The following is an 18,268-nucleotide window of genomic DNA, read 5'->3' on the forward strand; positions in this document are numbered from 1 at the left end:
CGACCACGGCGCTCCGGGCGGCGCAAGGTGGCACGGTGCGCCAACTTCCCCTCGATTCGGGCCGATTCATTGCCCTGGGGCCCGGCCCAGCCAACAATGCGCACGACAAACCGAAGGGCTGTTCGCCCTGCGGTACGCAGCATGAGAGGACCCCACAATGAACCGACCTCTCGTCGGCACCCTCGCCACCGTCGTCCTGGGCGCCGCCGCCCTGGTGGGCACCGCCGGAACGGCCGGTGCCGCCCCGAAGTCCGGTACGGACGTCCCCCACACGTTCCGTGCGGCCACGCCCATATCCGCCCCGGCGCAGCACGGCGTCCACACCAAGGCCGTGGACTTCGCCGGCACCGTCGCGCTCAGCAACTGCTCCGGCTCGATCGTCAAGTTGCCCACGTCCAAGGACACCGACCCGGCGCTCGTCATGACCAACGGACACTGCCTGGAGTCCGGGATGCCCGGCGCCGGTGAGGTCATCGTCGACCAGCCCTCCAGCCGCAGCTTCACCGTCCTCGACGCCGGCGCCGGTGACCTCGGCACCGTCAAGGCCACCAAGGTCGTCTACGCCACGATGACCGACACCGACGTCACCCTGTACGAAACCGGCTCCACCTACGCCGACATCCAGCAGAAGTACGGCATCAAGCCGCTGGAGGTGGACACCGCGCACCCCACCCAGGGGCACAAGATCACCGTCGTGTCGGGCTACTGGAAGCAGACCTACGCCTGCTCCATCGACGGTTTCGTCCCCCAGCTCAAGGAGGGCGACTGGACCTGGAAGGACTCGGTCCGCTACACCACCGACTGCAAGACCATCGGCGGCACCTCCGGCTCCCCGGTGGTCGACGACGAGACCGGCAAGGTCACCGCCATCAACAACACCGTCAACGAGGACGGTGAGAAGTGCACGCTCAACAACCCGTGCGAGGTCGACGAGAGCGGCCAGGTCACCGTCCACAAGGGCACCCCTTACGGCCAGGAGACCTACGGCATCCCGAAGTGCTTCACCGCCGGGAACAAGCTCGACCTGAACGCCTCCGGCTGTGAACTCCCCAAGCCGTCCGGCGTCCGCCGCTGATACCGCGTCATACGAAGAGGCCGGGCCCCGCGCGCACGCTACGCGGGGCCCGGCCCGTATGGGGGGTGGCGCTGGGGAGGCCCGCCGCATCCGGGCCCGCGCCGCGGGAGGCTACGGCAGCCCGTGCACGTGCCCGCCGACCTGGGAGGCGAAGGCGTTGCCGTTCGCCGCATCCCAGTTCGTCGACCAGGTCATCGCGCCGCGCAGCCCCGGGTACGTCTTCGACGGCTTGAACGTGCCGCAGCCGCTGCCCTTCGTCAAGCAGTCCAGCGCGTCGTTGACCACCGACGGCGCGGTGTAGCCGCCGCCTGCCGCGCTGGAGGACGCCGGGACGCCGAGGGCGACCTGTGAGGGATCCAGACCGTTCTCCAGCTGGATACAGGCGAGCCCGGTCAGGAAGTCCACCGTGCCCTGCGAGTAGACCTTGCCGTCACAGCCCAGCATCGAACCGCTGTTGTAGTACTGCATGTTGACGACGGTCAGGAAGTCCTTGATCCCCAGCGCCGTCTTGAAGTACTCGTTCTGCGGCGACTGCATGTCGAGGGTCTGCGGCGCCATCGTCACCACCACATCGGGGTGCTTGGCGTGCACCGCCTTCAGCGCCTGTGTCATATAGGTGGAATTCAGGCCATTCTCCAGGTCGATGTCGACGCCGTTGAAGCCGTACTCGTCCATCAGCGTGTTCACCGACGCGGCGAAGGTGTCCGCGGAGGCGGAGTCGCTGACGGAGACGGAACCCCTCTCGCCGCCGACGGAGAGGATCACCGACTTCCCCGCCGACTGCTTCGCCTTGATGTCGGCCTTGAAGTCGTCCGCGGAGCCGTAGCCGACCGCCGGATCGAGGGTGAAGGTGATCTCGCCCGGTTTGCCCGTCGCGTCGGCGAAGGCGACCGCGATGATGTCGTACGCGTCGTCGACGTCCTTGAGCTTCTGGACGGTGGCGCCGTTGTCGAAGTTCTGCCAGTAGCCGGTCACCGCGTGCTTGGCGACGGCGGACGCGCCCGCCGCCGGAGCGGATTGCCGGTGGCTGTCGGGCGCCGCCTGTGCGGTGCCCGCGGACAGCGCGCCGCCCGACAGTAGCGCCGCCACGGCGACCACGGCCGGCAGCGCCTTCCTCGTCGTACCGGAACGTGTCTTCCTGCTTCGTGCGCCAACCACGACTGCCTCCGTGTGTGGGGGAGTTGGGGGTGTGCGGATGCGCGCTCAGGGGCCCCTGTGCTGCCGTACAACGTGGTCCAGACCAATGCCCCTGTCAAGGTTTCCGACACCACCCGTTGCCCCGTGCGGGTGGCGGGCGTGACGATGGCGAGGAGGTGAAGTGGCCCTTCCGCAGGGGCCGCAGGGGCGGGGCGAGTGGCCCGGAACGTGTTCTCCCGGACGTATCTCGCGGATAAAGTGCTGGACGTACGGCGCCGAGTGCGCAAGCAGTGCAGACAGCGGTCCCGGGATCCGGAGGCCGGAGGGAGTTGGGAGGGAGCGCGTGCCGACCGCGATTGCCGTCACCGGCTCCGATCTCGCGCTGCCCGCCGCCGACCGCACCACCCCCGCGGCGGTGGTGCTCCCCGCCCCGCATCTCCAGCCGCTCGACGAGGCGTTGACGCAGACCGCCGCGGTCCTCGAACACCACGGCCATCTTGTCGTCCTGTACTCCGACGCCTGCCCGGAGGCGCACGTACGGCGGCTGCACACCCTCCGTGGCCTCCTGGAGAGCGACCGCATCGCCCTGGTCAAGGTGGACCTGCCGCCCCTGGGCCTCGCCGTCCTCGCCCGACAGCTGCGCGAACTCTCCCGCTCGGCGCTCAGCCCCGGCGTCCTCGCCTGCGCCGCCCGGCTGCTGGCGCACTACATCCACGCCGGGGCGCTGCTCGGTACGGTCGGCGGGCTGGAGCGCGTCGCGGTCGACCTCCGCGCCCATATGGCGTCCTGGCTGCCCGGCGTGCAGTTCGCGGTCCTTGCCGCGCCCGCGCCGCACCTGGTCAGAGTGGAGCGCCACAGCACCGAGGCCGCCCTGCCCGCCCCCTCGTACGCCACGGAACTGACGGTCGCCAGGGGGCATTTCAGCGGCGACTGGGTCGGCTCCGTCCTCGCCCCCGCCTGGCAGGTGCGCGGCACTCACGAGGTGCCGCTGCCCGCCGAGTCCGCCCGCTGGTGGGGCACCCGCAAGCTCGTCGAGTTCGCCGCCGCCATCCCCGACCCGGCGCTGCTGCACCGCCTGGTCTCCTCGGTACGCCGCGAGGACTGCGGCTGGTGCGGCCTCGAACTCCTCGGCGACCGCTGCGCGTTCTGCGGTACGCCCGGCCGCGGCGGGGAGCACGTTGCCGCAGGTGGACGCGCGGTGACCGGCGGCTCGACGGGCACGCGGAACGCACTGCCGCCGGGGGGCGGTGCCGGGGCCGCCATGGAGGGTGGCCCGGGGACCGGGGTGCGGGTTGCCGACACTGTGCGGCCCGGCCCGCTGCCCGCTGCGATGCCGCCCGGTGCGGTGCCGCCCGCGGCGATGCCGCCCGGGGAAGCGCCCCCCGTGGCCCAGCCGTTCGGCGCGCCGGGGGTGCCGGGGGCGCCGGGGCTGCCGGGGCTGCCGGGCGTTTCCGGGACACCGGGCGTCGGCGGGCCGTCGGGCATCTGCGGCGAGCCGGGTGCCCCCGGTACGGCGGGCGTACCGGGTCTCCCCGCGGCCCCCGCCTCGTTGCCACCGGACGCGCCGCCCACCGGTCCGCGGTACCCGGGCGCGCACCCGGGCGGCCCGCCGCTCCCCGGCCCGCTCCCCGGCGGCCCGTTCGCCGGACCGCCGCCCACCGGGCCACCGCCCACCGGTCTCCCTCTCGCCGGTCCCGCGCCCTTCGCCCCGCCCCCCTCCGGCCCCGCGTACGCCCTCGGGCTCTCCCCGGTGGCGCCGCCCGGCGTTCCCGGGGGCGTTCCCCGTCCGCAACAGCCCCGTCCGCAACAGCCCCGTCCCGCCCCGATCGAGGTCCCCCACCCATGAACGCACGTCAGCGCCGCGGCCTGATCCTGCTCCTGCTGTCGGTCCTGTGCGCGGCCGGCGCCTTCGCCGGGGTGCTCTCCGTCATCCGTAACGTCGAGTCGAAGGTCGGCCCGGAGCGGACCGCGTACCGGCTGAAGGCCGATGTGCCGGCCTACACCCCGCTCGACCCGGGGCAGTTCGAGAAGGTCGCGATGCCCGAGCGCTGGCTGCCGCCGACCGCCGTCACCGACCTCGACGCCCTCAGCGGGAAGATAGCGGTCACCCCGCTCCACAAGGGCTCGCTGCTCCAGAACGACATGATCGTCGCCCGGCCCGCGCTCCAGCCCGGCCGCCAGGAGATCGCCATCATGATCGACGCGGCCACCGGCGTCGCCGGGAAGATCACCCCGGGTGCCCGGGTCAACATCTACGCCACCTTCGAGGGCAAGCGCCCCGAGGACAAGCCGGTCTCCAAGGTCATCGTGGCCGGTGCCCAGGTCATCGACGTCGGCAAGCTGACCCCGCTCGCCGCACAGGACCCCGGCGATGCCTCCGGCACCCGCCGCGAGGGCGAGGCCGTCCCGATCACCTTCTCGCTCGACACCAAGGACGCCCAACGCGTCGCCTACGCCGAGTCCTTCGCCTCCCACGTACGCCTCGCCCTGCTCGCCCCCGGCTCCGACCGCGCCATCCCGCCGGGCGAGCGCACCTACACCCTGGACGGCGACAAGTGACCCGGAGGCCCCGGTGACCATCCGCATCCTGCCCGCCGTCGGCGACCCCGACGCCGCCCGCGCCCTGACCGCCCTGCTCGCCGGGGTGCCGGACGTGGCCGCGGCGCCGCCGGTCGCCGAATCCGCCGCGCTCCTCGACGCGCTGGCCGGAGCCGCGCCGCCGGACGCCGCCGGGCCCGCCGCCGTCGAGGCGCTGCCCGAGGTGGTCCTCGTCCACGAACGCATCGGACCGCTGCCCGCCCTCGACCTGATCCGCGAGGTCGCGCTCCGTTTCCCCGCCGTCGGCGTCGTCCTGCTCACCGCCGACGCGGGGCCCGCGCTCTACTCCGCCGCCATGGACGCGGGCGCCCGCGGCGTCGCCGGGCTGCCGCTCGGTCACGACGAACTCGCCGCGCGGGTCCAGGCCGCCGCCCAGTGGGCCGCCGGGGTCCGCGTCCACCTCGGCGGCGGCCGCGAGGCCCCACCGGGACCGGCCGGGACGCTGCTCACCGTCACCGGCGCCAAGGGCGGCACCGGCACCACCGTCACCGCCGTCCAACTCGCCCTCGCCGCCCGCCAGGCGGGCCGCCGCGTCGCCCTCGTCGACCTCGACCTCCAGTCCGGCGACATCGCCTCCTACCTGGACGTCCAGTTCCGCCGCTCGGTCGTCGACCTCGCCGGAATCGCCGACCTCTCCGCCCGCGTCCTGGCCGACGCCATACACGATCACCCCACCGGCCTCGCGCTGCTCCTCGCGCCCGAGGAGGGCGAACGCGGCGAGGAGGTCGACGACCGCGCCGCCCGGCAGATCGTCACCGCGCTGCGCGCCCGCTACGACGTCGTCATCGCCGACTGCGGCTCCCAGATGCAGTCCGCCAACGCCGCCGCCGTCGAACTCGCCGACACCGCCCTGCTGGTGACCACCCCCGACGTCGTCGCCGTACGCGCCGCCAAACGCCAGGTCCGGCTCTGGGACCGGCTGCGGATCCGCAAGGCCGGCTCCACCCTCACCGTCGTCAACCGCCTCACCCGGCACACCGAGATCCAGCCCCCGCTGATCGCCAAGGCCACCGGCACCACCGTCGCCGCCACCACCATCCCCGCCGCCTTCAAGGAGCTCCAGCCCTGCGTCGACTCCGGCCGGATACAGGACCTCGACGCCCGCTCCACCGTCCGCGCGGCCCTGTGGGCGCTCGCCGGTGAACTGGGCCTGGTGGCCGCCTCGTCCGGCGTCCCCCGCCTCAAGTCCGGCCACCGCACCCGCCCGTCCCTGACCGGCCGCCGCCGCAAGGCCCTGACCGCCGGGCCCGCTGCTCCCCAGACCGCTCCCGGCCCGTCCGCCCTCTCGTCCCCGGCGGGCCCGGCCGCTCCGTACGAGGAAGGCTGAGCGGGGTGGGGTGGGCCCGTGGGGCGGGGAGTGCGGCGTGGTGCGGACGGGGCGGCGTGGTGCGGGCGGCCCGGTGCGGTGATCCGAGGCGTGCGGCGCGGCCCGGCCCGGAGCGTCGGGCCGGGGGCGGCCAGGCCGGTGCGGCGTGCCCGGCCCTCTGCCGTTGTGCCCGGCCCCGTAGCGCCCGGGTGGCCCGGCGGCCCCGTCACGTGCATGCGGCCCCGCGGCCCCGCTACGCCGGGGACCGCGGCCAGGTCACGGTCGAGTTCGTCGGGATGCTCCCGCTGATCCTGCTGGTGCTCGTGCTGCTGTGGCAGTTCGTGCTGGTCGGCTACACCTTCTCGCTCGCCGCGCACGCCGCCGACCGGGGCGCGCGCGCCGCCGTCGCGCTCCAGGGCGGCGGCCCGGGCGCCTGCCGCACCGCCGCCACCGGCGAACTCCCCGCCTCCTGGCGCACCGCCGCCACCACGGCCTGCGCCGCCGACTCCGGCCTCTGGCACGCGACCGTACGCCTCAAGGTCCCGGTCCTCTTCCCGGGCGCGGCCGCCTTCCCCTGGACGGTCAGCGGCACGGCGGGAGCCGTTGACGAGGAGGGGCGATGAGGACGACGAGGGAGGCGAGGGAGACGAGGAAGACGAGGGAGACGAGGGCGGCGCAGCCTGCGCGGTGGAAGAGCCGGGTGCCCGCCCGCCTCCGCGCCCACCCCCGCCTCCGTGCCCATGCCCACGCCCGCCTCCGCGCCCACGCCCGCGACCGCGGCCAGGCATCCATCGAATTCCTCGGCTTCCTGCCGTTGCTGCTGGTCGTCGCGCTCGCCGTCGTCCAGCTCGGCGTCGCCGCCTTCGCCGTGCAGCAGGCCGGTACGGGCGCCCGCGCCGCCGCCCGGACCGCCTCGCTCGACCCGCTCGACCGCCCACGCGACCCGGCCGCCGCCGGGCGCGCCGCGATGACCGGGTGGGTCGCCGACCGCGCCCGGATCGGCGTCGACGGCGCGGGCGACGCGGTCCGTGCCACCGCGACCGTCACCCTGCCCTCCCTCATCCCCGGTGTCTCCCTCGGCACCGTCAGCCGCAGCGCGACGATGCCCCGCCCCGCGGCCGCGCACGCACCGGGTGCCGCCCCGGAAGGAGTCCTCGCGCCATGAGCCTCAAAGGCCGGATCGCCGCCCCGGAACCGGAGGGCGAGGCCCGCTCCGACGGACGGCTGGTGCCCGTCTACCGCGCCAAGCTCCTCCAGGAGATCGACCTCGCGGAGATGTCCGCGCTGACCGCCGTCGAACGCCGCTCCCGCCTGGAGCGCGTCCTCGGCCACATCATCAGCCGCGAGGGCCCGGTCCTCTCCACCGCCGAACGCGATCTGCTCATCCGCCGCGTCGTCGACGAGGCGCTGGGCCTCGGCGTCCTCGAACCGCTCCTCGAAGACGCCTCCATCACCGAGATCATGGTCAACGGCCCCGACCGGATCTACGTCGAACGCCACGGCCGCGTCGAGCCCGTCCCCGTCCGCTTCGCCTCCCACGAGCAGCTGATGCAGACCATCGAGCGGATCGTCTCCACCGTCAACCGCCGCGTCGACGAGTCGAATCCGATGGTCGACGCCCGGCTGCCGTCCGGCGAACGCGTCAACGTCATCATCCCGCCGCTCGCCCTCAACGGCGCCGTCCTCACCATCCGCCGCTTCCCCCGCGCCTACGCCCTCGCCGAACTCCTCGGCATGGGCACCCTCGACGAGCAGACGCTGCTGCTGCTCGCCGCCCTCGTCCGCGCCCGCTTCAACATCGTCGTCTCCGGGGCCACCGGCGCCGGGAAAACCACCCTGCTCAACGCGCTCTCCGGGCTCATCCCGGACGGCGAGCGGATCATCACCGTCGAGGACGCCGCCGAACTCCAGCTCCAGCAGAGCCACGTCATCCGCCTGGAGTCCCGCCCGCCCAACGTCGAGGGCAAGGGCCGCATCACCATCCGTGACCTGGTCCGCAACTCCCTGCGCATGCGGCCCGACCGCATCATCGTCGGCGAGGTCCGCGGCGGCGAGACCCTCGACATGCTCCAGGCCATGTCCACCGGCCACGACGGTTCGCTCGCCACCGTCCACGCCAACAGCGCCGAGGACGCCCTGATGCGGCTCCAGACCCTCGCCTCCATGTCCGACGTCAAGATCCCCTTCGAGGCGCTGCGCGACCAGATCAACAGCGCCGTCGACTGCCTCGTCCAGCTCGGGCGCGGCGCCGACGGCGCCCGCCGCATCACCGAGGTCGCCCTCCTCGACTCCCGCGGCCACCAGGCGTACCGCCTCGCCGCCGTCTGCCGCTTCGAGACCGAACCGATGACCGCCGACCGGCAGGTCCACGGCCACATCCGCCACTTCCCGCTGCCGCGCCGCACCGCCGAACGCCTGCGGATGGCGGGCGAGTCCGTCCCGCCCGCCTTCGGCGTCGCCGCGACCGACGATCAGCTCGCCACCCGGGAGGCCCGATGACGCGCGCCCTCGACCCCGCGCTCCTCACCGTCGGCGCCGCCCTGCTCAGCTGCGTCCTCGCCGTCGCCGGGCTCCAGCTCTACGCGTCCGGGCGGGACCGGCGCCGCGCCGTCGTGGACCGGCTCGCCGACGACCGCCCGCCGGTGTCCGGCCGGGGCCGCCGCTTCGCCGCCCTCGACCGCGCGGTCCGCGCCACCCGCTACGGCCGCCGCCTGGAGAAACGGCTGGCCGCCACCGGACTCGACGTCACCCCCGGCGAGTTCACCGCCTACCTGGCCGGGGCGGTCGTCGCGCTCTGGCTGGTCGCGCACGCCGTCCTCGCCGCGTTCTTCGGGCCGATCGCCGCGCTCACCGCCGTCTGGGCCGCGTTCGCCTTCCTCGACTGGCAGCGCCGCAAACGCACCGAACGGTTCATCAACCAGCTCCCGGAGCTCTCCCGCATCCTCGCCAACGCCACCCAGGCGGGCCTGGCGCTGCGCACCGCGCTGGGGATGGCCGCCGAGGAGCTGGAGGCGCCGGCGGGTCAGGAATTGGCCAAGGTGTCCGACAAACTCGCCGTCGGCCACTCCGTCGAGGAAGCGCTCGGCGAACTCGCCGAACGCCTTCCCTCCCGCGAACTCGTCGTCCTCGTCACCACGCTGGTCCTCGCCAACCGCGCCGGCGGCACCGTCGTCGGCTCGCTGCGCAACCTCACCCGCACACTGGAGGAGCGCAAGGAGACCCGCCGCGAGGTCCGCACCCAGCTCTCCCAGGTCACCGTCACCGCGTACGTCGTGCCGCTGCTCGGCATCGGCACCCTGCTGCTGATGAACCGCATCGCCCCCGGCGCCATCGACCGGATGACCTCCTCCTTCCTCGGCCAGTTCGCCGTCGTCGCCGCGTTCGTCCTCTACGGACTGGGCTTCTTCCTCATCCGACGGCTCTCCAAGATCGACGTCTAGGGACAGGGAACGGCAACGCATGGGCACCGGAATTCTGCTGGCGCTGCTCTTCGGGCTGTCCGTCGCGGGCGTCTGCGGCGGACTCGCGCTCTACCGCCGCGAGGCGAAACTCCCGCCTGACCTCGCCCTCTCCCTGGAGGTCGGCGCCCGCCGCACCACCGCCGTCGGCTCGGCCGTCGACCGTACGGGCATGCGCTACGCGCCGCTGGTGCTGCGGCTGATGGGCCCGGAACGCGTCTCGCGCCTGCGCCGCCGCATCGACCTGGCGGGCAACCCGGGCGGGCTGACCGTCGACCGCTACGCCGCCCGCCGCGCGGTCTACGGCGCGCTCGGGCTGTTCGGCGCGCTGGTGATGTTCCTGCGCGGCCAGCCGCTGCTCGGCGTGCTGATGGTGCTGTTCGCCTGCTTCTGGACCGAGGTCGGCATCCGCTCCGCCATCCGCCAACGCAAGGAAACCATCGAACGGACCCTGCCGGACTTCCTCGACGTCCTCGCCGTCGTCGTCAGCGCGGGGCTCGGTTTTCGCCAGGCCCTCGACCGCGTCGCCGACCGCTACGAAGGCCCCTGGGCGGACGAACTGCGCATCACGCTGCGCCAGATGGACATGGGCGTCAGCCGCCGTACCGCCTTCGAGGAACTGCGCAAACGCAACGACTCCGAGCAGGTCGCGCAGTTCGTCACCGCGCTCCAACAGGGCGAGGAGCTGGGCGCGCCGATCGTCGACACGCTCATCCAGATCGCCGACGACATGCGGCGCACCGACGCGCAGAACGCCCGCCGCCGGGCCGCCCGCGCCGTCCCCAAGGCCACCATGGTCGTCACCACCTTCATGGTCCCGGCGACCATGATCCTGCTGATCGCCGGGTTCTTCCTCGGCTCCGGCACCGATTTCGGCTCCCTGATGGGGAAATGAAAGCCGCCGACATGTCGCCGCCACTTTCACCCGTACGCGCCGCGCGCCGTGCCCGGACGGTCGTATCGCCGGACCGCTCCGGGCGCCCGGCGGAGCGCCGTGTACCGGATGTGGGCACGCGGCCAAAACCGTATGCGGACGACGACGGCTTGCCGCCAACTCCTTCGCAGAAGCAACGAGTTGTGTCACAGTGGAGCCGCCATCGGGGTACGGGATGTCCCGCACGAAGATTGCAGGGGGATCGGGGGTGAACGGAGTGCGAGGGGCGTCGCTTCCGCCACGCACGCCGAATGGCCGGATTCTTTCGCTCCGGCCCCTCGCCGTGTCCTCCGAACAGGTTGGGGTAGGGATTCCCTGTCCCAGGAGCGCTTTTCCGGCGTACTTTTCTCGTGTCGTGACCGCGGAGCCACGCGCCGACACCACGGGGACTGCCCAGCCGGACCAGAGCGGTACGGGGGCCCATGGAGGAGAAGACGATGGTGAAGCGGATTATGAGGAACGACGACCGGGGGCAGACCTCGATCGAGTACCTCGGCATCATCGCGGTGGTCGTGGCGATCGTCCTGGTGCTGTCCACCACGGACTTCGGCAGTCAGATCGCGAACGCCATCGCCGACAAGATCTCCGAAGTCGTCGGCATCTAGCGGGCCGCGCCCCCGCACCCGCCCCGCCCGGCGCTGCCATGACCGCCCCCGCCGCCCGCCCGCCGCGCGATGCCGGACAGGCGTTCCCGGTGTACATCGTGGCGGTCGCCGGGCTGCTCTTCCTCGCCCTCGCGTTCTTCGCGGTCGGCCAGGCGGCCGCGAGCCGGGGCGGCGCCCAGACCGCCGCCGACGCCGCCGCCCTCGCCGCCGGGCAGAAGTACCGCGACCGGCTGACCGAGAACCTCTTCGACGCGCTGCGCTCCGGCGCCGACTGGCGCGATCTGCTGGACGGCCGCGGCGCCGACTCCCGCGTCGCCTGCGACAACGCCGGCTGGTTCGCCGGACGCAACGACGCGGTCCTCACCGACTGCACCCCCGATTCCTGGCCCACCTCCTTCGCCGTCCAGGTCCGCGCCCGCTCCGCCGTCGGCCGCTCCGTCATCCCCGGTACGGAGTCCGCCCACGCCCGGGCCACCGCCACCGCCGTCGTCGAACCCCGCTGCCATGCGGGCGCGATCGGCGACACGCCCCCGACGACCGGACCGCAGACCCCCGGCGGGCGGGTACCCTCCTCCACCCCCGGACACGGCACCGGCGACCCCGGTGCGGGAAAGGGGAAGGACGACCCCCACGGCACGGACGACACCCCCCTCCCCGGGCTCGTCTGCGACGGGAAGGCATGGCATCTGGAGCCCGGCGACCTTCATGACGGCCGCGGACTGCCCGAGGCCACCGACCTCTTCGCCGTACGGCTCGCCCGATGACCGCGCCGCCGGTCCCGGGTGCCGCCGACCGCCCACCGAACCGCTGACGACCGAAGGACTGGCACCCATGAGCATGCGGCGCACCACGAAAGCCGCCCGAGGGGCGGCCGCCACGGCCGTCGCGGTCGGCCTGGCGCTGGTCGTCGCCGGCTGCGGTGGCGGCGACGCCGGGGGAGGAGGGACGGACGACCGGGCCCCGGCCCGCAACGCCGGCCCCGCTTCCGCCGAGCCCACCGCCCCTGCCGCCGACGTCGACAAGGACATCGGCGAGATGAAGGGCCCGGACGGTGTCACCGTCACCCTGCACTCCGTCGTCCGCGACTCCGGCGGCTTCGTCACCGTCAACGGCACCGTCGCCAACCACGGCACCCGCGTCTTCAACGCCGTCGACTGGCGCTCCAACGAATCCGAACTCCGCTCCCGCTCCTCCCTCTCCGGCGCCACCCTCGTCGACAAGGCGGGCAAGAAGCGGTACCTCGTGCTGCGCGACACCGACGGCGAATGCCTGTGCACCACGGGCCTGAGCGGGCTGCGGCCCGGCGAGAGCCGCCCGATTTTCGCGCAGTTCCCCGCCCCGCCCGCCAAGGTCACCGAGGTCGATTTCCAGCTCCCGACGATGCCGCCCGCCGACGTACGGATCACGGAGTGACCGCGCCCATGCCCGCGACACACCCGCCCCGCCCCCACCCGACCGGCACCCGCCCCGCCGGTACGCATCCGCCGCGCGCCGCCCGGACCGGCCGCGCCGTCACCGCCGCCGCCCTGCTGCTGGCCACCGGGCTCGCCGCCCCCGTGGCGCACGCCGACACCCCGCCCGGCCTGACCGAGGACACCACCCCGCCGGTCGCCATCGATGCGCGCGACCCCGATCTGCGGATGGTGCAGGGCGCCACGCTGGCCCCGTCGAAGGTCCTCAACATCAAGTCCGTCGTGGAGACCGACGACGGGGCCGAACGCCGCCAGGACACCAACGACAACGTGACGTTCGCGCTCCAGGCGGAGGTGTTGTTCGGCAAGGACAGCGCCGAGCTCACCGACGACGCGCGCTCCCGTATCGCCGCCATCGCCGACGAGGTCACCGAACAACACGCCAAGAAGCTGCGGGTTTTCGGCTTCACCGACAACCTCGGCTCCGCCGCTCACGGCCTGACCCTCTCCCGCAAACGCGCCGGAGCCGTCCAGCGCCGCCTCGCCCAGGACCTCGGCTCCGCCCTCACCTTCGAAATCCGCGGCTACGGCGAGCAGTACCCGATCGCGGACAACTCCACGGAGGAGGGGCGGAAGAAGAACCGTCGGGTGGAGGTCAGTTTCCCTCGGGAGGATTGACGTATCCGGCAGGGTTGGTCCCTGAAGGTCGTGATGGTGCGTCAGCGTGTGCTGGTTCTCTCGCGGGCGGCTCTGGACCTCCGGTGCGGCTCTGGACCTCCGGGGCTGCGCCTGCCGCCGGGCTGCGCCTGCTGCCGGGCCGCGCCGCCACCGGGCCGCGCCTGCCACCGGGCCGCGCCGCCACCGCGTGGTCCCCCGCCGAAGGGCGCCCGTGACCCCGTCGCCTACGGGACGGCTCCCGCCGAGGGGCGCCCCGGCCCGTCCCCTACGGGCCGGCTTCCCCCGTGCGAACCGTCAGGCGGACCCCTGCCACCAGCCCCCACCCGCCCATCGCCCCCGCCGACGCCTCCAGTACATGGCGGGCACACGGACGCGGCAGCCCCAGCCTCCCCGGCGGCATGGTGCGCACCGCGAGCACCCGCAACTGCCGGTCGAGATAGGCGACATCGATCGCGAACCGCATCCCGAAGGTGTGCACCCCACTCGCGGGCGTCAGCAGCAGCGCGCCCGTCACCCCGTCCCGGCCCAACAGTCCCCGCCTGCGTGCCCGGTAGGACGCGGCAATCTCCACCGCGACCGGAGTGCCCGCCCCGTACAACGTCCCCGTACCGTCCCGCCAACGCGCCATGGCCGCCGTTCTACCAGCCGCCCGCCCACGGCGGTACGGGCGCCCCGGGCCCACCCGCGACCGTGCGGGTGCCCCGGGCCCGCCCGCCGCGACCGTACCTGATCGCCGGGGTGCTCTGCGGGCTGCTCCCGGCGGCCGTGGCAGCAGCCTGACGAGGGCCGCGGCGGCCGTCCGGGTGGCGGCGGTGCGCCCCGGCGCGCGACCGGGGCACACCGGTTTTCCGATGTTGCGCACACCGCAGGGCTCATGGGGTTATGGTGGAAGCCCCCCCTCGGGCCGGTCCGTATCCCCCCCCACGGACCGGCCCGCTTTTTCTTTGGGGTTTTCTTTCAGACTCCGTTCCTGTGCCTTCCGCCGCGTCCGGCGCACGCCAGGGGCACACGGCACAAGGGGGCGCACGGCACAAGGGGGCGCACACCGCCTCCCGGGCCCGGGACCGGCCCGGGACTCCGGCCCCCGGGCCTCCCGCCGGATTCAGCTCCGGCGGGCCCAGATGTTCACCCCGTCGGTGGTCTGCGCGAACGCGTCGATCTCCGACAGCTCGGCCTCCGTCAGCGCCGGGGCGCCCAGCGCCGCGATGTTCGCCTCCAGCTGCGCCACGCTGCTCGCCCCGATCAGCGCCGACGTCATCCGCGGGTCCCGCAGCACCCAGCCCAGCGCCAGCTGCGCCAGTGACCGGCCCCGGCGGGCGGCGATCTCGTTGAGCCCCCGCAGCCGCCGTACCACGTCCTCGGAGAGCAGCCCCGGGTCGAGCGACTTGCCCAGCGAGGCGCGCGAGCCCTCCGGGACGCCGTGCAGGTACTTGTCGGTGAGCAGCCCTTGCGCGAGCGGCGCGAACGAGATGCAGCCCATGCCCTCGCTCTCCAGGGTGTCCAGCAGCCCGTCGTCCTCGGTCCAGCGGTTGATCATCGAGTACGACGGCTGGTGGATCAGCGCCGGAACGCCCATACCGCGCAGAATCCGGGCCGCCTCCCGGGTCTGCGCGGAGCTGTACGACGAGATGCCGGCGTAGAGCGCCTTCCCCTGGCGGACGGCGGACGCGAGGGCGCCCATCGTCTCCTCCAGCGGGGTTTCCGGGTCGAAGCGGTGCGAGTAGAAAATATCGACGTAATCGACGCCCATCCGCTTCAGCGAGGCATCGAGCGAGGAGAGGAGATATTTCCGCGAACCCCATTCGCCATACGGGCCGGGATGCATCCGATATCCCGCTTTGGTCGAGAGAATGATCTCGTCGCGGTAGGGCCGGAAGTCCTGAGCGAAGATCTTCCCGAAGTTCAGCTCGGCCGACCCGGGCGGCGGACCGTAGTTGTTGGCCAGGTCGAAGTGGGTCACGCCCAGGTCGAAGGCGCGGCGCAGGATCGCGCGCTGCGAGCTCAAGGTGCGGTCGTCACCGAAGTTGTGCCAGAGTCCCAGAGAGATGGCCGGAAGTTTCAGGCCGCTGCGTCCGGTGCGCCGGTACTCCATGGCGTCGTAGCGCGAATCCGCGGCGCGGTACGGAGAAGAATCAGTCATGGTCAACTCCCTATCACGGTCGCGAGAGACACCTGATGGGGCTGCCGACACGCCCGAGAAGTAAAGTACGTACTTAGGCGACGGGGCGACCGCCAATGGGCACGGAGGGGCTGGACCACACTCATGCTGCGATCTTCCGGGATGCGTATCCCGTATCCGCAGGCACTGCGGAATCTGGTCTACCGGCTGTATGCACGGCGGGTGGAGGGCCGGCTGGACCACAGCCAGGTGCCCAAGCACATCGGCGTCATCCTCGACGGCAACCGCCGCTGGGCACGGGCCGACGGCCGCACGCCCGAGCAGGGCCACCAGGCCGGCGCCGTCAAGATCGGCGAACTGCTGGGCTGGTGCGCCGAGACCGATGTCGAGGTGGTCACACTCTGGCTGCTGTCGACCGACAACCTCGACCGGCCCGAGGTCGAACTGACGCCACTGCTCGGCATCATCGAGAACACCGTGCGCGACCTCGCCGCCGACGGCCGCTGGCGCGTCCACCACGTCGGCAACCGCGACCTGCTGCCCTCGGACACCCAGCATGTCCTCAAGCAGGCGGAGGAGGACACCGTCGACAACACCGGCGTCCTGGTCAACGTCGCCGTCGCGTACGGAGGCCGCCAGGAGATCGCCGACGCGGTCCGCTCCCTCCTCCTCGAACACGCCGACCGCGGCACCTCCTTCGAGGAGCTGGCCGAGACCGTCGACATCGACCTCATCTCCAACCACCTCTACACCAGCGGCCAGCCCGACCCGGACCTGGTGATCCGCACCAGCGGCGAACAGCGTCTCTCCGGGTTCATGCTCTGGCAGTCCGCGCACTCCGAGTACTACTTCTGCGAGGTCTTCTGGCCCGCCTTCCGGAAGGTCGACTACCTGCGCGCCCTGCGCGACTACGCGGCCCGGAACCGGCGTTACGGCGGCTAGCCCGCCACGTCCGTTATGCCCGGTACGTCCCCCTCGGGGCGCCCCGGTGAAGCTCCGGCCCCGGTTTCTCCCGTGCCCCGGTCACCCCAGGTGGTGGCCGGGGCACGGTCGTACGCGGCGCGCGTCATCCAAGGTTCACCGCCTGTGCGCCCGCGCGCCGGGCATGGTCGCACCCCAACACGGGAAGGTTCCTGGCAGGTCGGCGTCCGGAATCAGACACGGGCGCCGTATCTCAGCGGACGGCATGGGGCCGTCCGCCCGGGAGGCCCTTTGCGCATCACGGAGGCCCGTGCGACCCGCACGGACGACGCGGAGGGCCGGTGTTCGGCCCGCGCAGCGCGGCCAGAACCCGGTCCTGTCCCCCGCGACGCCGTCGCACCCCGACCTCATCCGAGGGGGTTCGTCCACCCGTGGTGAACAGCAACAAGCGCCGTGAGAGCGGCCGGCACACCTACGTCCTCGACACCAGCGTCCTGCTGGCCGATCCAGGCGCCATGTCCCGCTTCGACGAGCACGAGGTCGTCCTGCCGGTCGTGGTGGTCACGGAGCTGGAGGCCAAGAGGCACCATCCAGAGCTGGGGTACTTCGCGCGGCAGGCGCTGCGCCTGCTGGACGAGTACCGCGTACGGTTCGGGCGGCTGGACGCGCCCCTCCCGATCGGAGACCTGGGCGGCACCCTCAGAGTCGAACTCAACCACTCCGACCCCGGGATCCTGCCCGCCGCGTTCTGGAACGGCCACAGCCATGTCGGCGACAACGACGCACGGATCCTCGCCGTCGCCCGCAACCTCCAGGCCGAGGGGTACGACGTGACCGTCGTCTCCAAGGACCTGCCGATGCGGATCAAGGCGTCCTCCGTCGGACTGCTCGCCGAGGAGTACCGCGCCGAACTGGCCGTCACCGACTCCGGCTGGACGGGCATGAGCGAGATCGCCGCCACCGCCGATCAGGTCGACGAACTCTTCGCCGACGAGGTCGCACACGTACCGGAGGCCGCCGAGCTGCCCGTCCACACCGGGCTCGTCCTCCAGTCGGAGCGCGGCAAGGCGCTCGGCCGGGTCACCGAGGACGGCGCGGTGCGGCTGGTGCGGGGCGACCGTGAGGCGTTCGGCATCCATGGCCGGAGCGCCGAACAGCGCATCGCCCTGGACCTCCTGCTGGACCAGGAGGTCGGCATCGTCTCCATGGGCGGCCGGGCCGGCACCGGCAAATCGGCGCTGGCGCTCTGCGCGGGCCTGGAGGCGGTGCTGGAACGCCGTCAGCACCGCAAGGTGATGGTGTTCCGGCCGCTGTACGCGGTGGGCGGGCAGGAGCTGGGCTATCTGCCGGGCAACGAGTCCGAGAAGATGAGCCCCTGGGCGCAGGCGGTCTTCGACACGCTCTCGGCGGTGACGAGCAAGGAGGTCATCGAGGAGATCGTGGAGCGCGGCATGCTGGAGGTGCTGCCGCTGACCCATATCCGCGGCCGGTCGCTGCACGACGCGTTCGTCATCGTCGACGAGGCCCAGTCCCTGGAGCGGAACGTCCTGCTGACCGTGTTGTCCCGGATCGGGGCCAACTCCCGGGTGGTGCTGACGCATGACGTCGCGCAGCGCGACAACCTCCGGGTCGGGCGGCACGACGGCGTGGTGGCCGTGGTGGAGAAGCTGAAGGGCCACCCGCTCTTCGCGCATGTCACGCTGACCCGCTCGGAGCGCTCGCCGATCGCCGCGCTGGTGACCGAAATGCTGGAGGACGGCAGCATCTGATCCGGTGTGTACGACGGGACGCCGCCCGGGGAGGCCAAGGAGCCTAACCGGGCGGCGTTCTGATGCGCGGGAATATCCGTGAATCTCAGGGGGGCAAACCGGGTGTGAGCTTTCACACCCGGTAGAGAATTGATTCCCGGTGGCCCTGTCAGGCAGAGTCTGGGTCCTGTCAGGCCCCGCATACGGCACCACCAGCATCCCCAGAGGTGCGGCACCACCCGAACTTCATAGTGAACCGCCGTATGCCGCCCGAGCA

At 72.7% G+C, this 18,268-nt stretch carries 18 protein-coding genes; 15 read left to right on the top strand and 3 right to left on the bottom strand.

The window, feature by feature from the left end:
• Positions 1 to 157 precede the first annotated feature (157 nt).
• Positions 158 to 1,075, top strand: coding sequence for a serine protease (locus ACFWWQ_RS06895; RefSeq protein WP_384591302.1), 918 nt, complete (start codon positions 158 to 160; stop codon positions 1,073 to 1,075).
• A 111-nt stretch (positions 1,076 to 1,186) separates the two neighbouring features.
• Here the strand turns inward: ACFWWQ_RS06895 and ACFWWQ_RS06900 are convergent, their stop codons facing one another.
• Positions 1,187 to 2,233, bottom strand: a complete 1,047-nt coding sequence (locus ACFWWQ_RS06900) for a chitinase (protein WP_384591305.1) — start codon at positions 2,231 to 2,233, stop codon at positions 1,187 to 1,189.
• Between the two features lie 322 nt (positions 2,234 to 2,555).
• On the opposite strand from ACFWWQ_RS06900, the gene ACFWWQ_RS06905 reads away from it, so the two are divergent.
• The 12 genes from ACFWWQ_RS06905 (at position 2,556) to ACFWWQ_RS06960 (ending at position 13,203) form a co-directional block, all read left to right on the top strand.
• A complete protein-coding gene (locus ACFWWQ_RS06905) occupies positions 2,556 to 4,058 on the top strand; it encodes a hypothetical protein (RefSeq protein ID WP_384591308.1) in 1,503 nt (500 codons plus the stop codon).
• A complete protein-coding gene (gene cpaB, locus ACFWWQ_RS06910) occupies positions 4,055 to 4,771 on the top strand; it encodes a Flp pilus assembly protein CpaB (RefSeq protein WP_384591311.1) in 717 nt (238 codons plus the stop codon). Before ACFWWQ_RS06905 ends, cpaB begins: the two co-directional genes overlap by 4 nt.
• A gap of 13 nt (positions 4,772 to 4,784) precedes the next feature.
• Positions 4,785 to 6,137: an AAA family ATPase gene (locus ACFWWQ_RS06915; RefSeq protein ID WP_384591314.1), complete on the top strand. Its 1,353-nt coding sequence runs from the start codon at positions 4,785 to 4,787 to the stop codon at positions 6,135 to 6,137.
• 209 nt (positions 6,138 to 6,346) lie between these two features.
• Positions 6,347 to 6,739 carry a TadE/TadG family type IV pilus assembly protein gene (locus ACFWWQ_RS06920; protein ID WP_384591317.1) on the top strand — a complete coding sequence of 131 codons (393 nt, stop codon included), beginning with the start codon at positions 6,347 to 6,349 and terminating at the stop codon, positions 6,737 to 6,739.
• Complete coding sequence (locus ACFWWQ_RS06925) at positions 6,736 to 7,281, top strand: TadE/TadG family type IV pilus assembly protein (protein ID WP_384591321.1); 546 nt, start codon at positions 6,736 to 6,738, stop codon at positions 7,279 to 7,281. Before ACFWWQ_RS06920 ends, ACFWWQ_RS06925 begins: the two co-directional genes overlap by 4 nt.
• Positions 7,278 to 8,615, top strand: a complete 1,338-nt coding sequence (locus tag ACFWWQ_RS06930; protein ID WP_384591324.1) for a CpaF family protein — start codon at positions 7,278 to 7,280, stop codon at positions 8,613 to 8,615. Before ACFWWQ_RS06925 ends, ACFWWQ_RS06930 begins: the two co-directional genes overlap by 4 nt.
• On the top strand, positions 8,612 to 9,556 hold the full coding sequence (locus ACFWWQ_RS06935) for a type II secretion system F family protein (RefSeq protein WP_384591327.1): 945 nt from the start codon (positions 8,612 to 8,614) through the stop codon (positions 9,554 to 9,556). The genes ACFWWQ_RS06930 and ACFWWQ_RS06935 overlap by 4 nt, the downstream gene beginning before the upstream one ends.
• A 19-nt stretch (positions 9,557 to 9,575) precedes the next feature.
• Positions 9,576 to 10,469 carry a DUF5936 domain-containing protein gene (locus tag ACFWWQ_RS06940; RefSeq protein WP_384591330.1) on the top strand — a complete coding sequence of 298 codons (894 nt, stop codon included), beginning with the start codon at positions 9,576 to 9,578 and terminating at the stop codon, positions 10,467 to 10,469.
• Positions 10,470 to 10,945: 476 nt separating this feature from the next.
• Positions 10,946 to 11,113, top strand: coding sequence for a hypothetical protein (locus ACFWWQ_RS06945; RefSeq protein WP_384591334.1), 168 nt, complete (start codon positions 10,946 to 10,948; stop codon positions 11,111 to 11,113).
• A 38-nt stretch (positions 11,114 to 11,151) separates the two neighbouring features.
• The gene (locus tag ACFWWQ_RS06950; protein ID WP_384591337.1) at positions 11,152 to 11,877 is read left to right on the top strand and encodes a pilus assembly protein TadG-related protein; all 726 of its coding nucleotides are present in this window, start codon (positions 11,152 to 11,154) and stop codon (positions 11,875 to 11,877) included.
• Between the two features lie 67 nt (positions 11,878 to 11,944).
• Positions 11,945 to 12,526, top strand: a complete 582-nt coding sequence (locus ACFWWQ_RS06955; RefSeq protein ID WP_384591341.1) for a hypothetical protein — start codon at positions 11,945 to 11,947, stop codon at positions 12,524 to 12,526.
• Positions 12,527 to 12,534: 8 nt separating this feature from the next.
• Complete coding sequence (locus ACFWWQ_RS06960) at positions 12,535 to 13,203, top strand: OmpA family protein (RefSeq protein ID WP_384591344.1); 669 nt, start codon at positions 12,535 to 12,537, stop codon at positions 13,201 to 13,203.
• Positions 13,204 to 13,468: 265 nt separating this feature from the next.
• Here the strand turns inward: ACFWWQ_RS06960 and ACFWWQ_RS06965 are convergent, their stop codons facing one another.
• On the bottom strand, positions 13,469 to 13,831 hold the full coding sequence (locus ACFWWQ_RS06965) for a DUF192 domain-containing protein (RefSeq protein ID WP_384591347.1): 363 nt from the start codon (positions 13,829 to 13,831) through the stop codon (positions 13,469 to 13,471).
• A 474-nt stretch (positions 13,832 to 14,305) separates the two neighbouring features.
• Positions 14,306 to 15,343 (bottom strand): L-glyceraldehyde 3-phosphate reductase, encoded by a 1,038-nt coding sequence (gene mgrA, locus ACFWWQ_RS06970; protein WP_384591350.1) that lies wholly within the window; start codon positions 15,341 to 15,343, stop codon positions 14,306 to 14,308.
• A gap of 141 nt (positions 15,344 to 15,484) precedes the next feature.
• On the opposite strand from mgrA, the gene ACFWWQ_RS06975 reads away from it, so the two are divergent.
• Entirely contained in the window at positions 15,485 to 16,264 is a 780-nt protein-coding gene (locus tag ACFWWQ_RS06975) for an isoprenyl transferase (RefSeq protein ID WP_384591649.1), read from the top strand.
• A gap of 410 nt (positions 16,265 to 16,674) precedes the next feature.
• Positions 16,675 to 18,012: a PhoH family protein gene (locus ACFWWQ_RS06980; protein WP_384591353.1), complete on the top strand. Its 1,338-nt coding sequence runs from the start codon at positions 16,675 to 16,677 to the stop codon at positions 18,010 to 18,012.
• The last annotated feature ends 256 nt before the right edge of the window (positions 18,013 to 18,268 follow it).

This window comes from Streptomyces sp. NPDC059080, from assembly GCF_042739975.1.
Lineage (GTDB): Bacteria > Actinomycetota > Actinomycetes > Streptomycetales > Streptomycetaceae > Streptomyces > Streptomyces benahoarensis.

Excerpts from the sequence above, each read along its gene's own strand:
- cpaB (WP_384591311.1), top strand. The coding sequence starts at position 4,055 with ATGAACGCACGTCAGCGCCGCGGCCTGATCCTGCTCCTGCTGTCGGTC.
- ACFWWQ_RS06975 (WP_384591649.1), top strand. The coding sequence starts at position 15,485 with ATGCGTATCCCGTATCCGCAGGCACTGCGGAATCTGGTCTACCGGCTG.
- ACFWWQ_RS06945 (WP_384591334.1), top strand. The coding sequence starts at position 10,946 with ATGGTGAAGCGGATTATGAGGAACGACGACCGGGGGCAGACCTCGATC.
- ACFWWQ_RS06950 (WP_384591337.1), top strand. The coding sequence starts at position 11,152 with ATGACCGCCCCCGCCGCCCGCCCGCCGCGCGATGCCGGACAGGCGTTC.
- ACFWWQ_RS06925 (WP_384591321.1), top strand. The coding sequence starts at position 6,736 with ATGAGGACGACGAGGGAGGCGAGGGAGACGAGGAAGACGAGGGAGACG.
- ACFWWQ_RS06965 (WP_384591347.1), bottom strand. The coding sequence starts at position 13,831 with ATGGCGCGTTGGCGGGACGGTACGGGGACGTTGTACGGGGCGGGCACT.
- mgrA (WP_384591350.1), bottom strand. The coding sequence starts at position 15,343 with ATGACTGATTCTTCTCCGTACCGCGCCGCGGATTCGCGCTACGACGCC.
- ACFWWQ_RS06960 (WP_384591344.1), top strand. The coding sequence starts at position 12,535 with ATGCCCGCGACACACCCGCCCCGCCCCCACCCGACCGGCACCCGCCCC.
- ACFWWQ_RS06930 (WP_384591324.1), top strand. The coding sequence starts at position 7,278 with ATGAGCCTCAAAGGCCGGATCGCCGCCCCGGAACCGGAGGGCGAGGCC.
- ACFWWQ_RS06895 (WP_384591302.1), top strand. The coding sequence starts at position 158 with ATGAACCGACCTCTCGTCGGCACCCTCGCCACCGTCGTCCTGGGCGCC.
- ACFWWQ_RS06940 (WP_384591330.1), top strand. The coding sequence starts at position 9,576 with ATGGGCACCGGAATTCTGCTGGCGCTGCTCTTCGGGCTGTCCGTCGCG.
- ACFWWQ_RS06935 (WP_384591327.1), top strand. The coding sequence starts at position 8,612 with ATGACGCGCGCCCTCGACCCCGCGCTCCTCACCGTCGGCGCCGCCCTG.
- ACFWWQ_RS06955 (WP_384591341.1), top strand. The coding sequence starts at position 11,945 with ATGAGCATGCGGCGCACCACGAAAGCCGCCCGAGGGGCGGCCGCCACG.